Below are 15,662 nucleotides of genomic sequence, written 5' to 3'. Positions count from 1 at the left end.
CTCAACCCTCCTTGACCAGGCCGAGGCCTTCTACCACTTCGCGCGCGGCGTTGTAGTAGCGGACATAGCCAGTGCAGCGGCAGATATGGTTGCCCAGGGCGTGCTCGATCTCCCCTTCCAGTTCGCTGCGCTTGACCGGCTGGCGCTGGAGCTTTTCCACCAGCACGGTGGCGGCGTTGACGTAGCCGGGGGTGCAGTAACTGCACTGGAAGGCGAACTGGTCGATGAACTTCTGCTGGATCGGGTTCAGCTCGGTGACTTCACCCTTGGCATCGCGCTTGGCGTGGCCTTCAATGGTGCGCACCTTCTTGCCGTCGAAGAAGTGCGCGCCGGTGATGCAGGTGCGGATTTCCTCGCTGGTGCCGTCCGGTTTGTCGAGGATCGCCACGCAGGCGTGGCAGATGCCCTGGCCGCAGCCCAGGCGCGAACCGGTGAGGTTCAGGTGTTCGTGGAGGAACTCGATCATCATCAGGTCGTCGTCCACCGTGAACGGGCCGACGGCCCGGCCGTTGAGTGTCATGCTGAGGGCGCGCTTAGCCATGGAGGGCCTCCTTGATGCGGGCCGGAGTCAGGGGAAGGTCGCGCAGGCGCTTGCCAGTGGCGTGGGCCACGGCGTTCACGATGGCGCCGACCACGGGGATCATCACCACTTCGGCGATGCCCTTGGCCGGGTCGCTGGGCGACAGCGGCGGGAGGATTTCGGCGGTCTGTTTCCAGACCGCGCAGTCCTTGGCGCGCGGCAGCTGGTAACGGTTGAAGTTCCAGGTGCCTTCGCCGGGACCGCCCTCATACAGGGGCATGTCTTCCAGCAGTGCGTGGCCAATGCCCATGGCGATACCGCCTTCGAGCTGGCCGCGCACCAGCTCGGGCACGATGACCCGGCCGCACTCCAGCCAGGAGTGATGGTTGATCACTCGCGCCTCGCCACTGCCCTTGTTCACTTTCACTTCGACCAGCGTGGCCACCGGGCTGTAGTAGGTGACCATGGCGTTGTTCAACTGGGTCGGCGGGTAGCTGATGGCGGTGCGATCCAGCAGGTGATAGCCGTAGCTGGTCATCTTCGCCTTCTTCTCCTTGGTGGCCCCGTCGCCGTACTTCACCGCCACCGCGTCCAGCGGGAAGGTGTCGCGCTTGCCGTCGATCTCGAACTCGCCCTCGGCCCAGGCCCAGCGGTTGAAACCGTGGACGCTGACACCGGTGACCAGGCCCAGTTCATGGGCCTTGTGCGCCAGCACCTCGAAGGGAATCGGCGGCAGACCGTTGGCGGTCAGCTTGCCTTCCACCCAGTGGGCGTCCTCGCGGCGCACCACGTAGGGATTGGCCAGGCCGCCGAACTCACCACGGCCCCAGATGGCCAGCGCCGCCGGCCACAGGCCGTGGTTGAACAGCAGGCGCGCCGCTTCGCGGGTGCCGTGGCCGGAGTAGTAGGCTGAGTTGGTCGCCGAGGACGGCGAGGCGAGCTTGCCGACCCAGCGCGGGTTCTTCAGCGCCGCGTCCTGCTCGGCCTGGCTGATCAGATAGGGGTTGCCGCTGGTGGTCAGGTCCAGTTCGGCCCATTCGGTGACGCCGGTGCGGATTTCATGCGCTGGGCGGCCGAGATAGTCCGCCACCAGCAGGGCCTGGGAGGTGGCCATGCCGGTGCCCATGTCGATGGCGATCTGGCGCAGCATCACGCGGCCTTCGGCGGTGAACTCCAGGCTCGCCATCGGCGCCTCGGAGCCGGTGCCGAAGTCTTTCTGGCAGATGGCGAAGCCGACGCCGTAGTAGTGGTCCGGGTCCTTCGCCTCTTCCTCGCGCTTGCGGGCGTCACGGTTCTTCCAGACGTCGTGCTGGGCGGCCTTGTCGAGGATTTCCTGCAGGCGCAGGGCACCGGCGGGAATCGCACCCTGGGTGTTCTTCATGCCGGACTTGAAGACGTTCTTGCGGCGCAGTTCGATGGGGTCGACGCCCAGGCGCGCGGCCACTTCGTCCACCATCATCTCGGTGGCGGCCATGGTCTGCAGGGTGCCGTAGCCGCGCATGGAGCCGGCTTCGACGCCACGGGAGTGGTAGGCGGTGGCGGCCAGGTCGCTCTGTGGCAGGTAATAGATGGACTGCGCAGCGGTGGCGCCCACGGCGGCGACCGAGGGGCTGTAGTTGATGCGGCCACCGCCGTCGACATCCATGTGGGCGCGGAAGATCTGGAACGACAGGTCGTCCTTCTTCACCGCCAGTTGGTAGTGCATGTCGAACGGGTGACGCTTGATGCCGCTCTGGAACTGCTCGTAGCGGTCATTGGCCAGGCGCACCGGCACGCCATCGCCGTAGATGGCGGCCAGCGCGGCGTAGAACACGAAGATGTTGTTGTCCTTGGAGCCGTAACCCACGGTGTAGCCGGGGTGCATATTCAGTTTTTGCACCTTGAAGCGTGACGGCGCCAGCATGTGCGCGGTCTGCTCAGCCACTTCGAAGGGGCACTGGGTGGCCACGACGAAATGCAGGGTGCCGCTGGCCGGGTCGTACCAGCCGTTGCCGTTGTCCGCTTCCAGGGCGGCCGGCTCGATGGACTGGGTCTTGAAGCGCTCATCGAAGACCATCCAGCCTTCCGGCGGATTGGCCAGCTTCGCTTGCATCTGCTCGGCGTGGTAGATGCCCCGGGCGGTCAGGTCGCCCGCCGGGTTGCCGGCGCCCCAGGTGGGTTTGCGCTCGCGGATCAGCGGGAACAGCATGCTGTCCTTCAGGCTGGAGAAGGTATCCGGCTCGAACGGCGTGGCACCGCCAACGCGCACGAAGCGGAAGCTGCCGTAGGGGTCGCGCTGGTACAACGGAGCCTTATCGCCATAACGCACCACCTTCTCGTTGAACTTGAGGATGTTCTTCGCCCGGCGGTAGCGGTCGAAGTCCTTCCAGATCAGCAGCGCCACCGGGTGGCCGATGAACATGGGCACCTGGCCTTCCGGCAGGAAGGGATCAGGGCTGTGGCCTTCGGGGAAGGCGATGCCGTCGCGCGCCAGGTCGACGGCGGTGACCACGCGATCCGGTTTCAGCTCATCGCCCAGCATCGACAGGTCGAAACCTTGATAGAGATGGTCGGCACGGGTGGCCTTGAGCAGCAGCGCATGGCCTTGCTGCTGCGGCCAGCCGGGCATGTCCTTGGCGCGGATATCACGGGCGAACACCTTGCCGCCGCAGACCTTGCTGACGCCGTCGATCCGTCCACGGGCCTGGCCGCCAGCGGTGTACCAGGGCTCGGGGGTGCGAGTGACCTGCTCTTCGAACAGCGCGGCGAAGGCCTTGCTGCCCAAGGGGGCAAGGGTGATGCCGATGCCGGCGACGACACTGCCTTGCAGGAAGGCGCGGCGGGATAACTCAGGAGTGGACATGCCCGTTCCTCATCGACCGGCGTTGGCCGGCCCCTTTCTTTGTGCAATACACGGTTGTCGACCCATTCAGGGAGAAGGGGCGTAGATATGAGAGTAGTCGGAGGGATGAACCTGACTTTAGAGTCAAATTCTAACGAAATCACTGACAGAGACAAAGGAAAAATCTGTCTCTTTGGTCAGAAATCTCAGATGAGGGACTCGCTGATCGAACGCTTTGTTCGGCAAATGCAACCGAATGTTTCAGTCGCCGTGCTAGGCTGCCCCACCGATAGCAACCTAAGCATTTTCGGATATGCCCCAGCCCCTTCTCCTACGCCACCATCGCCCATTCCTGGCTTTCTGGTTCGCGCGCGTCTGTACAGCAAGCGGCTTCCAGATGATCACGGTCGCCATCGGCTGGCATATCTACGAACTCACTGGCAGCGTGCTCGACCTGGGCCTGGTCGGCCTGGTGGAGTTCCTGCCGCGGGTCCTGTTCATGCTGCACACCGGGCATGTGGCCGACCGCTTCGACCGCCGCCGCGTCGCTGCCCTCTGCCAGGTGCTGCAGGCCGTGGTGGCCGGGGCACTGGTGTTCGCCAGTGCCACCGACAGCGCCAGCCGCGAGCTGATCTTCCTCATGGCCTTCGTCCTGGGCGCCGCGCGGGCCTTCGAGATGCCGGCCACCCAGGCGCTGCTGCCCAACGTGGTGCCCAAGGAACTCTTCCCCCGCGCGGTGGCCGCCTCGGCCTCGGCCATGCAGGCGGCGACCATTGTCGCGCCGGCCCTGGGTGGCCTGTTCTATGCCTTCGGCAGCCTGTGGGTCTACGGACCGACTGCCATCCTCTATATTGCGGCCTGCATCCTGATGCTGGGGCTCTCCAGCAGCCACCAGCAGGCCAACAAGGCACCGGCCAACCTGGAGAACCTACTGGCGGGCATCCGCTTTATCCGCAGCCGGCCCGACATCCTCGGCGCCATTTCCCTGGACCTCTTCGCCGTGCTGCTGGGCGGCGCCACCGCGCTGCTCCCGGTGTTCGCCAAGGACATCCTGCTCACCGGCCCCTGGGGCCTGGGCCTGCTACGCTCGGCTCCGGCGGTCGGCGCATTGCTGATGTCCTTCTGGCTGGCGCGCTTCCCCATCGAGCGCAATGTCGGCCGGATCATGTTCACCTCGGTCGGGATCTTCGGCGTGGCGACCATCGCCTTCGGCCTGTCCACCTCCTTCTGGTTCTCCCTGGCGGTGCTGGCGGTACTCGGCGCGGCGGACATGATCAGCATGGTGATCCGTGGCGCCTTCGTGCAGTTGCACACCCCAGACGAGATGCGCGGCCGGGTCAGTGCCGTGAATGGGCTGTTCATCGGCGCGTCCAACCAGTTGGGTGAGTTCGAATCCGGCGTCACCGCCGCCTGGTTCGGCACCGTACCGGCGGTGGTGATGGGTGGCGTGGGTACGCTGATCGTGACCGGGCTGTGGATAAAGCTGTTCCCCACACTGGCCAAGCGGGACAAGTTGCACTGATCCCATCCCGGGGAGGGTTTCCTTGGGGGGGTGAATTTATTCTCTGTAGGGGCGATTTCAATCGCCAGGCAGGCCAAAGGTCTGCCCTTCGAGGTCACGGGTAAACGACGATCGTTGGGCTTCGCTACGCTCTGACGGAACGCCGCCCGCACCAACCTACGGGGCAGCTGCGCTGCCCTTGGCGAATGAATTCGCCCCTACAGGTCCACCATCCGAGGTCCGGCATGGCGGCGATGGTGGATGAAAAAGCGCCATCCACCCTACAAAGCTGACAGGCGAATCCCCTGCGAGCCCGCCGTCAGGGCACTAGCATCGTCTTGGCGATTTCGTTGCGCTTGGCCTTGCCGCACAGCTGCTCTACCAGGGTCAGGGCGAAGGCCAGGGCGGTGCCGGGGCCCTGGCTGGTGATGCAGTTGCCATCCACCACCACCGGCTGGTCGACGAAGGTGCAGCCGGACAGGCGGTCGCTGAAGCTCGGGTAGCAGGTCATGCGCCGCTGGCGCAGTACGCCGTAGGGTTGCAGGGCCATCGCCGGGGACGCGCAGATGGCGGCGAAGAAGCGCCCGGCCCTGGCCTGCTCGCGGACCTTCTCGGCCAGAGGCTCGTGCTCGCCCAGGCGCTGGGCGCCGGGCATGCCACCCGGCAGCACGATCAGATCGTAATCCTGGGCCAGCACGTCCAGCAGCATGGTGTCGGCGGTCAGGCGGGTGCCACGGGCCAGGGTGATCATCCGGCGGGTCTCAATGCTGGCCACCACTGTCTTGATGTCGGCGCGTCGCAGAACGTCGATCAGGGTCACGGTTTCCAGGTCTTCCACGCCTTCGGCGACGGCGATCAGGGCCTGGAGTTGAGGTTGGGTATGCATGGTGTCCTCCTGTTCCCGGAAACCGAAGCTGTCCGTCCGGTCATAAATTCACCGCTCCTGGGCGAGCTGGTATGATGCCCGCCTTTTTTCAGACTGGCAGAGAAAAGTCCATGGCGCCCGCGTGTGCCGTGCATTTGTGCTTTGCTTTTTGCCAGCGGAATGACAACGACGCAGTGCGTCACGGGGAGCCCACACATGCTGGAAAAGCTGTTCCAACTCAAGGCGCACGACACCAACGTGCGCACCGAGGTTCTGGCGGGTCTGACGACCTTCCTGACGATGGCCTACATCCTCTTCGTCAACCCGGCCATCCTCGGCGAGACCGGCATGGACAAGGGGGCGATCTTCGTCGCCACCTGCCTGGCCGCCGCCATCGGCTCGGCCACCATGGGGCTGATCGCCAACTACCCCATCGCCCTGGCCCCCGGCATGGGCCTGAATGCCTTCTTCACCTATACCGTGGTGCTCCAGATGGGCCACACCTGGCAGGTGGCGCTGGGTGCAGTGTTCCTCTCCGCGTGCATGTTCTTCGTGCTCTCGGTGTTCAAGATCCGCGAGTGGATCATCAACAGCATTCCGCTGGAACTGCGCTCGGCCATCGCCGCGGGAATCGGACTGTTCCTCGGCCTGATCGCCCTGCAGAAAGCCGGTATCGTGGCTGCCCATCCGGTGACCATGCTGACCGTCGGTGACCTGACCAGGCCCGAGCCGATCCTCGCTGTGCTCGGCTTCTTCCTGATCGTCGCCCTGGAAGCGCGCAAGGTGACCGGCGCGGTGCTGATCGGCATCCTCGCTGTGACCCTCCTCGGCATCGCCCTGGGCGTGTCCCAGTTCGGCGGCATCTTCTCCATGCCGCCGTCGCTGGCGCCCACCTTCCTCCAGCTGGACATCAAGGGTGCGCTGGAAATCGGCCTGGTCAGCGTGATCTTCGCCTTCCTCTTCGTCGACCTGTTCGACAACTCCGGCACCCTCATCGCCGTGGCCAAGAAAGCCGGCCTGATGCGCGCCGATGGCTACATGCCGAAGATGGGCCGCGCCCTGATCGCCGACTCCACCGCGGCAATGGGCGGTTCCCTGCTGGGCACCTCCACCACCACCAGCTACATCGAATCCGCCGCAGGCGTCAGTGCTGGCGGCCGTACCGGCCTGACCGCCATCGTGGTCGCCGTGCTCTTCCTGCTGGCCCTGTTCCTTTCGCCGCTGGCAGGCAGCGTGCCGGCCTTCGCCACCGCGCCGGCGCTGTTCTTCGTCGCCGTGCTGATGGCCTCGGGCCTGGCCGAGATCGACTGGAACGACCTGACCACCGCCGCACCGGTGCTGATCACCACCCTGGCGATGCCGTTCACCTACTCGATCGCCGATGGTATTGCCTTCGGCTTCATTGCCTGGGCCGCGATCAAGACCCTGGCCGGCCGCTACAAGGAGCTCAGCCCGGCGCTGGTGATCCTCGCCGTGCTCTTCGTTATCAAGATGGGTTTCTTCCACTGATGAGTCGTCCCCAGTTCGACCCGGCGGCCTACGCCGCCCAGCTCACCGAGAAGACGCAGCGCCTGAAGGCGCTGCTGGCGCCCTTCGACGCCCCGGAACCGGAAGTCTTCGAGTCCCCCCGCGAGCACTACCGCCTGCGCGCCGAGTTCCGCCTGTGGCGCGAAACCGGCAACGAGACACGCCACTACGCGATGTTCGAGGCCGGCGACAAATTCACCCCGGTGCTGATCGAAGACTTCCCCATCGCCAGCCGCCGCATCAACGAACTGATGCCGCTTCTCAAGGCCGGCTGGCAGGCGAACCAGGTGCTGTCGTTCAAGCTGTTCCAGGTGGAGTTCCTCACCACCCTGGCCGGCGATGCGCTGATCACCCTCTGCTACCACCGTCCGCTGGACGACGCCTGGAAAGCCGAAGCCGAGAAGCTCGCCGCCGCACTGGGTGTTTCCCTGGTGGGCCGCTCCAAAGGCAAGCGCATCGTCATCGGCCGCGACTACGTCGAGGAAGCGCTGACCGTGGCCGGCCGTGAATTCCGCTACCGCCAGCCGGAAGGCGCCTTCACCCAGCCCAACGGCGAAGTGAACCAGAAGATGCTCGGCTGGGCCTATGACGTGCTGGGCGAACGCCAGGACGACCTGCTGGAGCTGTACTGCGGCAACGGCAACTTCACCCTGCCGCTGGCCACCCGCGTACGCAAGGTGCTGGCCACCGAGATCAGCAAGACCTCGGTGAACGCCGCCCTGGCTAACCTGGCCGACAACGCGGTGGATAACGTCACCCTGGTGCGCCTGTCCGCCGAGGAACTGACCGAGGCGCTGAACGAGGTTCGCCCGTTCCGCCGCCTGGCCGGCATCGACCTCAAGGGCTACGCGTTCGGCAACGTGTTCGTCGACCCGCCCCGCGCCGGCATGGACCCGGACACCTGCGAACTGACCCGCCGCTTCGACCGCATCCTCTACATCTCCTGCAATCCGGAGACCCTGGCGGCGAACATCCAGCAGCTCAGTGACACCCACGAAGTGGTGCGCTGCGCGCTGTTCGACCAGTTCCCTTATACCCACCATATGGAATCCGGGGTGCTGCTGGAGCGGCGCTGAGCTCCTGCTCCGGCCCACCAGACGTAGAGTGGACATCGTTTTCATGCCCACCTTGCGAGGCCGTGCGGAGCACGATGGTGGATCGATAAAGCGTGATCCCCCTACGGCACTGGAAGCTAAGACGGGTGACCGAAGTTCATGCCCAGCCTACGCCCCATCCAGCCTGCGCAGCGCAGCGAAGGCCAAACCTGCCGAGACCACCTCGAACAGCAGCGCGTAGAGGTTGAAGGTCTGCCCCAGGCTGCCGTCCAGCCAGAGCCCGCTGACTCGCCCCAGGGCCAGGGCGACGTAGACCAGCACCAGCAGGTCCAGGGCGGCTCGCGCCAGTTGCAGGCGCAGCTGGGCCAGCAGCAGGAACGCGGCAATGCCCAGTTGCAGGCAGCCGTAGTAGGCGCGCACATCGGTCACTGCCGAGGGGTCCATCAACAGCATGCCGCTGAGGCTGGCCATTTCTTCCGGGCGAATGAAGTAAGCCAAGCCGAAGCCAGCGAGGATCAGGGCCTGCAGGCCCAGCAGAAGGCGGGTGAAGAGCATCGTCCGGTCTCATAAAGAGGTCAGGAAAAAGCATAGGCCCGTCGGGAACAGTCTGACACAGAGCTTTGCTTGGGCCCGGTGCGGTGCGGCGCTATCCTGCCTTTCTTTGTCTCCGGCCAGCCTGGCCGCAAGGAGTCCACATGCGCTCCCTCCTCCTGCTCACCACCCTGTTCGCCGGCCTCGCCCAGGCTGCCGAGCCCATCACCATGGACGTCTACCGCGATCCCAACTGCGGCTGCTGCAAAGCCTGGACCAGCCACCTGCGGGACAATGGCATCCAGGTCCGCGACCACGAGGAAACCGACATGGCTGCGGTGAAAATGCGCGTCGGCGTGCCCTACCAGCTCGGCTCGTGCCACACCGGTGTGGTGGACGGCAAGTTCGTCGAAGGCCACGTACCGGCCAGCGACGTGCTCAAGCTGCGCGAGCGTCCCGACCTGCTGGGCGCTGCCGTTCCCGGCATGCCGGTCGGCTCCCCCGGCATGGAAATGGGTGACCGCCAGGATGCCTACCAGGTGGTGGGTGTCGCCCAGGGTGGCAAGTTGAGCGTGCTCAGCGAGTATCCTGCACGCTGATACCCCGCCGCCGCCAATCGTGCTGGACTGACGACCGGGCTGGCGGTGCCCGCCACCAGCGTCAACACTGATTAACTCGCATTTGGAACGGAGGGTGATCATGCGCTGGCAACGTGCGCGTCGCAGCGACAATGTGGAAGACGCCGGTGGCATGGGTAATCGCGGCATGCGCCTGGGCGGTGGCAAGGGATTGGGCCTGGGCGGAATCGCAATTGTGGTGGTGGTGGCGCTGCTGATGGGCGAGGACCCGCTGCAGATCCTCGGCCAGATGACCCAACAGGGCGCCTCGGTGAATCCCCAGCAACAATCGGCCATGCCGACCGGAACCCCGGAAGAGCGCGAGTTCGTCCGCGCCATCCTCGGCGACACCGAAGACACCTGGCGCGCCATCTTCCAGGCCGCCGGCCGCCAGTACCAGGACCCGACCCTGGTACTGTTCAACGGCGGCGTGCAATCGGCCTGCGGCTTCGCCTCCTCGGCAGTCGGCCCCTTCTACTGTCCGGGTGACCGCAAGGTCTACCTGGACCTGGACTTCTTCGAGGAAATGGCCAGCCGCTTCCAGGCCGCCGGCGATTTCGCCCAGGCTTATGTGATCGCCCATGAAGTGGGCCACCACGTGCAGACCCTGCTGGGGGTCTCCGCCAAGGTCAACGCCGCCCGCCAGCGTGGCGAGCGCGTGGAAGGCGACAATGGCCTGCTGGTGCGCCAGGAACTCCAGGCCGACTGCCTGGCCGGCGTCTGGGCCTTCCACGCCCAGCAACGCCTGAAATGGCTGGAACCGGGCGATCTGGAAGAAGCCCTCAATGCCGCCAACGCCATCGGCGACGACCGCCTGCAACGCCAGGGCCGAGGCCAGGTGATGCCCGACTCCTTCACCCACGGAACATCGGAGCAGCGAGTGCGCTGGTTCAAGCTGGGGTTCGAGAAAGGGGAAGTGGGACGCTGCGATACGTTTGCGACGGCGAGGCTCTAGCGTGCTGTTCTCTTACCCTCTCCCCCCGCCCTCTCCCGCAGGCGGGAGAGGGGGCCTGATCGGCGCGATCTGGTCACGACGAACACGGACCGCCCCCTCTCCCACTCGTGGGAGAGGGCTGGGGAGAGGGGTCAGAGTTTACCGAGCGCACGTGCTATCGCCTCAAGCACAGCGTCCGTCTCCCCCAGCACTTCATGATTCCAGAAGCGCAACACCCGATAGCCCTGCTTTGACAGCCAGCGATCGCGTTCGCCATCTTGAGCAGCCTGTTCCTGATGCTGGCCACCATCCAGTTCGATCACCAGCAGCTGCTCCAGACAAACGAAGTCAACTATGTGGCGCCCCATTGGCTTCTGTCGTTTGAACTTGAGTCCGAAGAACCGATGTCCACGCAGGTAGTACCAGAGGTGATGCTCAGCATCAGTCATGTTGCTGCGCAATTCCCTGGCAAATTTCTTCAGTTCCATTGAGCCTCCTTGCTCAGTATCGCCCTCTCCCCCCGCCCTCTCCCGCAAGCGGGAGAGGGGGCCAAAGGCCGTTACCTCACCATCCCCAACAGTTCCCCACAATCCCGCGCGAACCAGTCCACCAGTTCCGGCCAGGGGTTTTCCGGCAGGTTCACCAGCACGGTGCCGGCGCCGGCCGCCCGGCCGCAGTCAAGGTCGAAACGGTAGTCGCCCACCATCACCAGCTCGCGGGGTTCGACCCGCCAGCGGTCGGCCAGGTGCAGCAGGCCGCCAGGGTGGGGTTTGGGTGGCGCTTCGCCGCGGCCGAGGATGTCGGCGGTGGCGAAGCAGTCGCCGAGGCCGATGGCTTCCAGGGTAAGCAGCGCCAGTTCGTGGGCATTGCGGGTGAGGATGCCAAGCTGGCAGTCGCGCTGGTGGAGCTCACGCACCAGTTCGACCGCACCGGCGGCGGGCTGGGCGTTCAGCGCCAGTTCCCGTTCGTGTTCCAGCAACCACGCGTGCTTGGCGGCGGCCACCTCCTCGGGCAGGGAGGCAAGGTGGTGGAGGATGTCGTCCTCCGGCGGAATCTCCAGTGCCACGCGGATCGCCGCGAAGTCGTGCGCGGCGATGGTCAGGGTGCCGTCCATGTCGAACACCCAGTGGCGGTATCGCCCAAGTCCAGTGCTCGGAACCGTCACTTCCAATCCTCACGCAAGCGGGTCAGCCCTTCCTGGGCTACGGAGGCGACCAGTTGGCCGGCACGGTTGAAGATGCTGCCGCGCGAAAAGCCACGGGAGTTGCCGGCCCAGGGGCTGTCCATGGAATAGAGCAGCCAGTCGTCCGCGCGCAGGTCGCGGTGGAACCACAGGGCGTGGTCGAGGCTGGCCACCTGCATGAACTTCTGCCACACCGACACGCCGTGCGGGAGCATGGACGTGGTCAGCAGGCCGAAGTCGGAGGCGTAGGCCAGGATGTACTTGTGGATCGCCGCGATGTCCGGAAGGCTGCCGTCGGCGCGGAACCAGACGTACTTGACCGGCTCGCCCGGACGCGGGTCGAAGGGGTTTTCCACGGTGACCGGACGGATCTCGATGGGCTTGGCGCAGAGGAACTTGTCGCGTACCCGCTCGGACAGCAGGTGGACGTTCTGCCGTGCCAGCTCCAGTTCGCTGGGCAGGTTCTCCGGCCCTGGCACATCGGGCATGCCGAGCTGGTGCTCGAACCCGCCTTCATCCTGCTGGAACGAGGCGCTGCAGGTGAAGATCTGCTGGCCCTTCTGGATCGCCGTGACGCGGCGGGTGCTGAAGCTGCCGCCATCGCGCACCCGCTCGACCGAGTAGACCACCGGCAGGCCGGCATCGCCCGGGCGCAGGAAGTAACCGTGAAGGGAGTGCACATGGCGCTCGGGTTCTACTGTCTGGCTGGCGGCGGAAAGGGACTGGCCGAGCACCTGGCCACCGAACAACTGGCGGAAACCCAGGTCCTGGCTGACGCCACGGAACAGGTTCTCTTCGATGGATTCAAGGCTCAGCAGCGCGACCAGCTCGTCGAGCACCTGGGTCATGGGGATCTCCTCTGCAAGGCTGCCACCCCGGTCATGGCCGGGGCGGTCTTCGTAGTTCCGGGTAGGCTGGCAGCGTTGTCAGGCGCTCGTCCCACAGCGCGCGGCCGATGGTGAAATGGTAAAGGCTTTGCCAGCGACTGTCGGCCATTTCCAGCAATTCATGTACCGAATCGTCGAAGTAGCAACCGATCCCGGTACCGGACAAGCCAGCGGCTTCGGCTTCCAGATAGAGCAACTGGCCAATCTGCCCGCACTCCCAGTAAAGCCGAGGGTAGTGCCAGGCGCCCCGTTCCAGGGCCGCGTCGAAGCGCGCGAGCATCGCCAGCGCAACGCAGCCGTCGGCGGCGATGTCTTGACCGCAGGAAAGGAACCCCGCCAGGCCGCGGGCGTCGCCTTCCAGCAGGCGGTACAGCGGCAGCTCGTCGCTGGCCCGCTGCCAGAGGAAATCACTGCGCAGGCCTGCCGCCAACTCGCCCTCCGACGCCGCGCCCCGCGCCAGCCAATAGAGCCCTGGCTCCAGGCCCTGGACCCGGTGGACGAACAGCAACAGGTCCACCTGGGGCGCACCGAGGCAGGCGAAGGGCACCGGCGAGCGCGCCGGCATCAGGCGACGCAGCCAGGCCAGCAGCAGTTCGGCCTGGATGCCGCTGCGACCGTCCATGGACTGGGCGCTGCGCCGCCGGTGCAGCAGCGGACGCAAGGGCAGGCCGGGGTTATCCACAGCGGCGGTGGCCTCCACGGTGCGCCATTCGGACAACGGCAGGCGCGGTGCGCGGCACAAGCCGTGGACGCGCTCCAGCTCCGGCCAGGGGTACTGCTCGCGGGACAGGCGATTAGGCGTGCCTTGCAACTCCAGCGCTGCGATACCGTCGAGCAGAGGCTGGTTCAGGGCGAACTCGCGCTCCTGGGCGGGGCCAATCCACAGCAGCACATCGGCATATTCGCGTTCGACGAAGCCAGGACGATCCAACCCCAGCAGCCTGTCCAGCGTCTGTTCGGCAACGCCGCCCATGGCCCGTACCTGCCAGCCCAGGGCGGACGCGGCAATCGCCAGGGCCGCCAGGGCGTGGCCCAGGTCGTGCTGGCAATAGCGGTAGGCACGCTCGCCGTATTTCCAGGCCTCCCGCCAGGGGATGCTGGCCAGACCGAGCAGGAAGCCACCCGGCGGTAGCGCTGCGGCCAGTTGCGCGGCCAGGGGCGACGGCAATTCGGCGCGCACCTCCAGGGCGTGGGCATCCGGCGCGTAATGGGCCAGCAGACCGCCCTCCCCGGCCGCGCCGGGTGGCAACAGCAGATAAGCTTCGGTGGGATGCAGGTTGCCCGACGACGGATTGACCCGTAGCGCCCAGCGGCTGGCGCCGGCTTCCTTCCACGCGGAAATGGCCAGGCTGTCGTAGAGCAGTTGCGACAGGCTTTCGCGATCGAGCGGTGCCGGCCGGCCAACCGGCGCGGCGAACACGGCATCGTATGGTGGCGTCTCTTCCAGCGGACGGTGAAACAGTTCAAGCAGACGCGCGCCACTGTAGCGACGGAAAGGCGCCGGCTGGGTGGCCCAGTCCAGTTGGCCGGGGCCGGGGGCGAAGCGATCCGGGCGGTGCTTGCTGAGTTCGTGGTAGGCACGCACGGCGTCATTCATCGCAGCGCTTCCCATTCAGCGCGCCCCAGCCGGTAAAGCACATGGCGACGCAGCGCGTGGCCAACAGGCAGGAGCGGGTGTTCGAAGTCGCCGTCCGGGTCGCGCTGCATGCCGATGCGTTGCATCACCGCCTGGGAACGCAGGTTGGCCGGTACGGTGAAGGCCACGATCTCCGCCAGTTGCAGGGACTCGAAACCGAACGCCAGGGCTGCCTGTGCCGCCTCGCTGGCCAGGCCGTGCCCCCAGTAGCCAGGCATCAGGCGCCAGCCGATTTCCACGGCCGGGGTGAAGCGCTCCGCGAAGTTCACATTCTGCAGGCCGACAACCCCGACAAAGCCGCCATCGCCACGATGCTCGACGACCCATTGGCCGAAGCCGCACAGCAGGGTATGCCGGCGGATACAGGCCGCCAGGGCATCGCTTTCCTCCTGGCTCATGCAGGCGGGAAAGTGCCGCATCACCTGCGGGTCGGCATTCAGTCCGGCGAAGGCTGGCAGGTCATCGTCGCGCCAGGCGCGCAGGCGCAGACGCGGGGTGTTGAGTTCGGTCACGGGGCAGTCTCTTGAGCACGACGCAAGGGCCCCATCATACTGCCGGCGTACCGCCCCGAGTGCCTATCGATGTTCCTGCCACTGGTCTACCACGACGACTACAGCCCGCCATTTCCGGCGGAGCACCGCTTCCCCATGGAGAAGTTCCGCCTGCTCTACGAGCACTTGCTGGACAGCGGCCTGACCACCGACGCGCGCCTGCATCGACCGGAAATCTGCCCACCCGAGGTGCTGGCCCTGGCCCACTGCCCGGACTATATCCAGCGCTTCCTCGACGGCGAACTGGGCCGCGAGGAACAGCGCCGCCTCGGCCTGCCCTGGAGTGAGCCGCTGGCTCGACGCACAGTGCGCGCGGTGGGCGGCTCGCTGCTGGCCGCCGACCTCGCCCTGAAGCACGGCCTGGCCTGCCACCTCGCCGGCGGCACCCACCATGCGCACTTCGACCATGCGGCGGGCTTCTGTATCTTCAACGACCTGGCGGTAATCAGCCATTACCTGCTGCAAGCGGGCAAAGCGCAGCGGGTGCTGATCTTCGACTGCGACGTGCACCAGGGCGATGGCACCGCGCGGCTGCTGGCCGATACGCCGGAAGCCGTCACCGTCTCGCTGCATTGCGAAAAAAACTTCCCCGCGCGCAAGGCCGAGAGCGACTGGGACATTCCCCTGCCCATGGGCATGGGCGACGCCGACTACCTGCAAGTGGTGGAGGATGCCCTCAACTACCTGCTGCCGCTCTACCAGCCGGACATCGTGCTCTACGACGCCGGCGTGGACGTGCACAAGGACGATGCCCTGGGCTACCTGCAACTCACCGATGTCGGCGTGGCCGAGCGCGACGAGCGGGTGATCCGCCATTGCCTGGGCCGGGATATCCCGGTGGTGGGGGTGATCGGCGGCGGCTACAGCAAGGACCGCGCGGCGCTGGCGCGACGCCACGGCATCCTCCATCACAGTGCTGACCGGGTCTGGCGCGAGATGGGGTTGGGAAACGGACGGCCTCCTGGCTCATAGGCCGGGGGAATGTCTGCCCTTTGTAGGATGGGTAGAGCTTGCGAAACCCATCAAAGGGCTGG

At 66.0% G+C, this 15,662-nt stretch carries 15 protein-coding genes; 6 read left to right on the top strand and 9 right to left on the bottom strand.

Annotated features, from left to right (window positions below; translation table 11 throughout):
* Window position 1 precedes the first annotated feature (1 nt).
* Together THL1_RS04635 and THL1_RS04630 are read right to left on the bottom strand one after the other, a co-directional pair.
* Window positions 2-541: a (2Fe-2S)-binding protein gene (locus tag THL1_RS04635; protein ID WP_069082166.1), complete on the bottom strand. Its 540-nt coding sequence runs from the start codon at window positions 539-541 to the stop codon at window positions 2-4.
* Window positions 534-3,362, bottom strand: coding sequence for a xanthine dehydrogenase family protein molybdopterin-binding subunit (locus THL1_RS04630; protein WP_069082165.1), 2,829 nt, complete (start codon window positions 3,360-3,362; stop codon window positions 534-536). Before THL1_RS04630 ends, THL1_RS04635 begins: the two co-directional genes overlap by 8 nt.
* Before the next feature lie 292 nt (window positions 3,363-3,654).
* On the opposite strand from THL1_RS04630, the gene THL1_RS04625 reads away from it, so the two are divergent.
* Window positions 3,655-4,863, top strand: coding sequence for an MFS transporter (locus THL1_RS04625; RefSeq protein WP_069082164.1), 1,209 nt, complete (start codon window positions 3,655-3,657; stop codon window positions 4,861-4,863).
* Between the two features lie 298 nt (window positions 4,864-5,161).
* Here THL1_RS04625 and THL1_RS04620 read toward each other — a convergent pair whose 3' ends face one another.
* Entirely contained in the window at window positions 5,162-5,728 is a 567-nt protein-coding gene (locus THL1_RS04620; RefSeq protein WP_069082163.1) for a DJ-1 family glyoxalase III, read from the bottom strand.
* A 195-nt stretch (window positions 5,729-5,923) separates the two neighbouring features.
* Here THL1_RS04620 and THL1_RS04615 point away from each other — a divergent pair, with 195 nt between their 5' ends.
* Together THL1_RS04615 and trmA are read left to right on the top strand one after the other, a co-directional pair.
* Window positions 5,924-7,216 carry an NCS2 family permease gene (locus THL1_RS04615; protein ID WP_069082162.1) on the top strand — a complete coding sequence of 431 codons (1,293 nt, stop codon included), beginning with the start codon at window positions 5,924-5,926 and terminating at the stop codon, window positions 7,214-7,216.
* Window positions 7,216-8,310, top strand: a complete 1,095-nt coding sequence (gene trmA, locus THL1_RS04610) for a tRNA (uridine(54)-C5)-methyltransferase TrmA (RefSeq protein ID WP_069082161.1) — start codon at window positions 7,216-7,218, stop codon at window positions 8,308-8,310. The genes THL1_RS04615 and trmA overlap by 1 nt, the downstream gene beginning before the upstream one ends.
* Window positions 8,311-8,457: 147 nt before the next feature.
* On the opposite strand, the gene THL1_RS04605 is transcribed toward trmA, so the two are convergent.
* On the bottom strand, window positions 8,458-8,844 hold the full coding sequence (locus THL1_RS04605; protein WP_069082160.1) for a DUF4345 family protein: 387 nt from the start codon (window positions 8,842-8,844) through the stop codon (window positions 8,458-8,460).
* 140 nt (window positions 8,845-8,984) lie between these two features.
* Between THL1_RS04605 and THL1_RS04600 the strand changes: the two genes are divergently transcribed.
* A complete protein-coding gene (locus tag THL1_RS04600; RefSeq protein WP_069082159.1) occupies window positions 8,985-9,419 on the top strand; it encodes a DUF411 domain-containing protein in 435 nt (144 codons plus the stop codon).
* A gap of 100 nt (window positions 9,420-9,519) precedes the next feature.
* The gene (locus THL1_RS04595) at window positions 9,520-10,392 is read left to right on the top strand and encodes a KPN_02809 family neutral zinc metallopeptidase (RefSeq protein WP_069082158.1); all 873 of its coding nucleotides are present in this window, start codon (window positions 9,520-9,522) and stop codon (window positions 10,390-10,392) included.
* 131 nt (window positions 10,393-10,523) lie between these two features.
* Here THL1_RS04595 and THL1_RS04590 read toward each other — a convergent pair whose 3' ends face one another.
* The 5 genes from THL1_RS04590 to THL1_RS04570 all read right to left on the bottom strand — a co-directional run bounded on the left by THL1_RS04590 (window position 10,524) and on the right by THL1_RS04570 (window position 14,589).
* Entirely contained in the window at window positions 10,524-10,859 is a 336-nt protein-coding gene (locus THL1_RS04590) for an endonuclease domain-containing protein (RefSeq protein WP_069082157.1), read from the bottom strand.
* A 71-nt stretch (window positions 10,860-10,930) separates the two neighbouring features.
* On the bottom strand, window positions 10,931-11,536 hold the full coding sequence (locus THL1_RS04585; RefSeq protein ID WP_257785006.1) for an HAD family hydrolase: 606 nt from the start codon (window positions 11,534-11,536) through the stop codon (window positions 10,931-10,933).
* Window positions 11,533-12,402 carry an acyl-CoA thioesterase II gene (gene tesB / locus THL1_RS04580; protein WP_069082155.1) on the bottom strand — a complete coding sequence of 290 codons (870 nt, stop codon included), beginning with the start codon at window positions 12,400-12,402 and terminating at the stop codon, window positions 11,533-11,535. The genes THL1_RS04585 and tesB overlap by 4 nt, the downstream gene beginning before the upstream one ends.
* A 31-nt stretch (window positions 12,403-12,433) precedes the next feature.
* Complete coding sequence (locus THL1_RS04575) at window positions 12,434-14,038, bottom strand: SagB/ThcOx family dehydrogenase (RefSeq protein WP_069082154.1); 1,605 nt, start codon at window positions 14,036-14,038, stop codon at window positions 12,434-12,436.
* Window positions 14,035-14,589 carry a GNAT family N-acetyltransferase gene (locus THL1_RS04570; protein ID WP_069082153.1) on the bottom strand — a complete coding sequence of 185 codons (555 nt, stop codon included), beginning with the start codon at window positions 14,587-14,589 and terminating at the stop codon, window positions 14,035-14,037. Before THL1_RS04570 ends, THL1_RS04575 begins: the two co-directional genes overlap by 4 nt.
* A gap of 69 nt (window positions 14,590-14,658) precedes the next feature.
* Between THL1_RS04570 and THL1_RS04565 the strand changes: the two genes are divergently transcribed.
* Window positions 14,659-15,600, top strand: coding sequence for a histone deacetylase family protein (locus THL1_RS04565; RefSeq protein ID WP_069082152.1), 942 nt, complete (start codon window positions 14,659-14,661; stop codon window positions 15,598-15,600).
* Window positions 15,601-15,662 lie beyond the last annotated feature (62 nt).

The organism is Pseudomonas sp. TCU-HL1, from assembly GCF_001708505.1.
Taxonomy (GTDB): Bacteria; Pseudomonadota; Gammaproteobacteria; order Pseudomonadales; family Pseudomonadaceae; genus Metapseudomonas.
The sequence above is the reverse complement of the archived record's forward strand: the minus strand, read 5'-3'. Positions and strand labels throughout refer to the sequence as shown.

What these genes read in the sequence shown, in the direction of transcription:
- trmA (WP_069082161.1), top strand. Translation starts at nt 7,216, where the DNA reads ATGAGTCGTCCCCAGTTCGACCCGGCGGCCTACGCCGCCCAGCTCACC.
- tesB (WP_069082155.1), bottom strand. Translation starts at nt 12,402, where the DNA reads ATGACCCAGGTGCTCGACGAGCTGGTCGCGCTGCTGAGCCTTGAATCC.
- THL1_RS04565 (WP_069082152.1), top strand. Translation starts at nt 14,659, where the DNA reads ATGTTCCTGCCACTGGTCTACCACGACGACTACAGCCCGCCATTTCCG.
- THL1_RS04625 (WP_069082164.1), top strand. Translation starts at nt 3,655, where the DNA reads ATGCCCCAGCCCCTTCTCCTACGCCACCATCGCCCATTCCTGGCTTTC.
- THL1_RS04595 (WP_069082158.1), top strand. Translation starts at nt 9,520, where the DNA reads ATGCGCTGGCAACGTGCGCGTCGCAGCGACAATGTGGAAGACGCCGGT.
- THL1_RS04590 (WP_069082157.1), bottom strand. Translation starts at nt 10,859, where the DNA reads ATGGAACTGAAGAAATTTGCCAGGGAATTGCGCAGCAACATGACTGAT.
- THL1_RS04600 (WP_069082159.1), top strand. Translation starts at nt 8,985, where the DNA reads ATGCGCTCCCTCCTCCTGCTCACCACCCTGTTCGCCGGCCTCGCCCAG.
- THL1_RS04615 (WP_069082162.1), top strand. Translation starts at nt 5,924, where the DNA reads ATGCTGGAAAAGCTGTTCCAACTCAAGGCGCACGACACCAACGTGCGC.
- THL1_RS04635 (WP_069082166.1), bottom strand. Translation starts at nt 541, where the DNA reads ATGGCTAAGCGCGCCCTCAGCATGACACTCAACGGCCGGGCCGTCGGC.
- THL1_RS04620 (WP_069082163.1), bottom strand. Translation starts at nt 5,728, where the DNA reads ATGCATACCCAACCTCAACTCCAGGCCCTGATCGCCGTCGCCGAAGGC.
- THL1_RS04575 (WP_069082154.1), bottom strand. Translation starts at nt 14,038, where the DNA reads ATGAATGACGCCGTGCGTGCCTACCACGAACTCAGCAAGCACCGCCCG.
- THL1_RS04605 (WP_069082160.1), bottom strand. Translation starts at nt 8,844, where the DNA reads ATGCTCTTCACCCGCCTTCTGCTGGGCCTGCAGGCCCTGATCCTCGCT.
- THL1_RS04630 (WP_069082165.1), bottom strand. Translation starts at nt 3,362, where the DNA reads ATGTCCACTCCTGAGTTATCCCGCCGCGCCTTCCTGCAAGGCAGTGTC.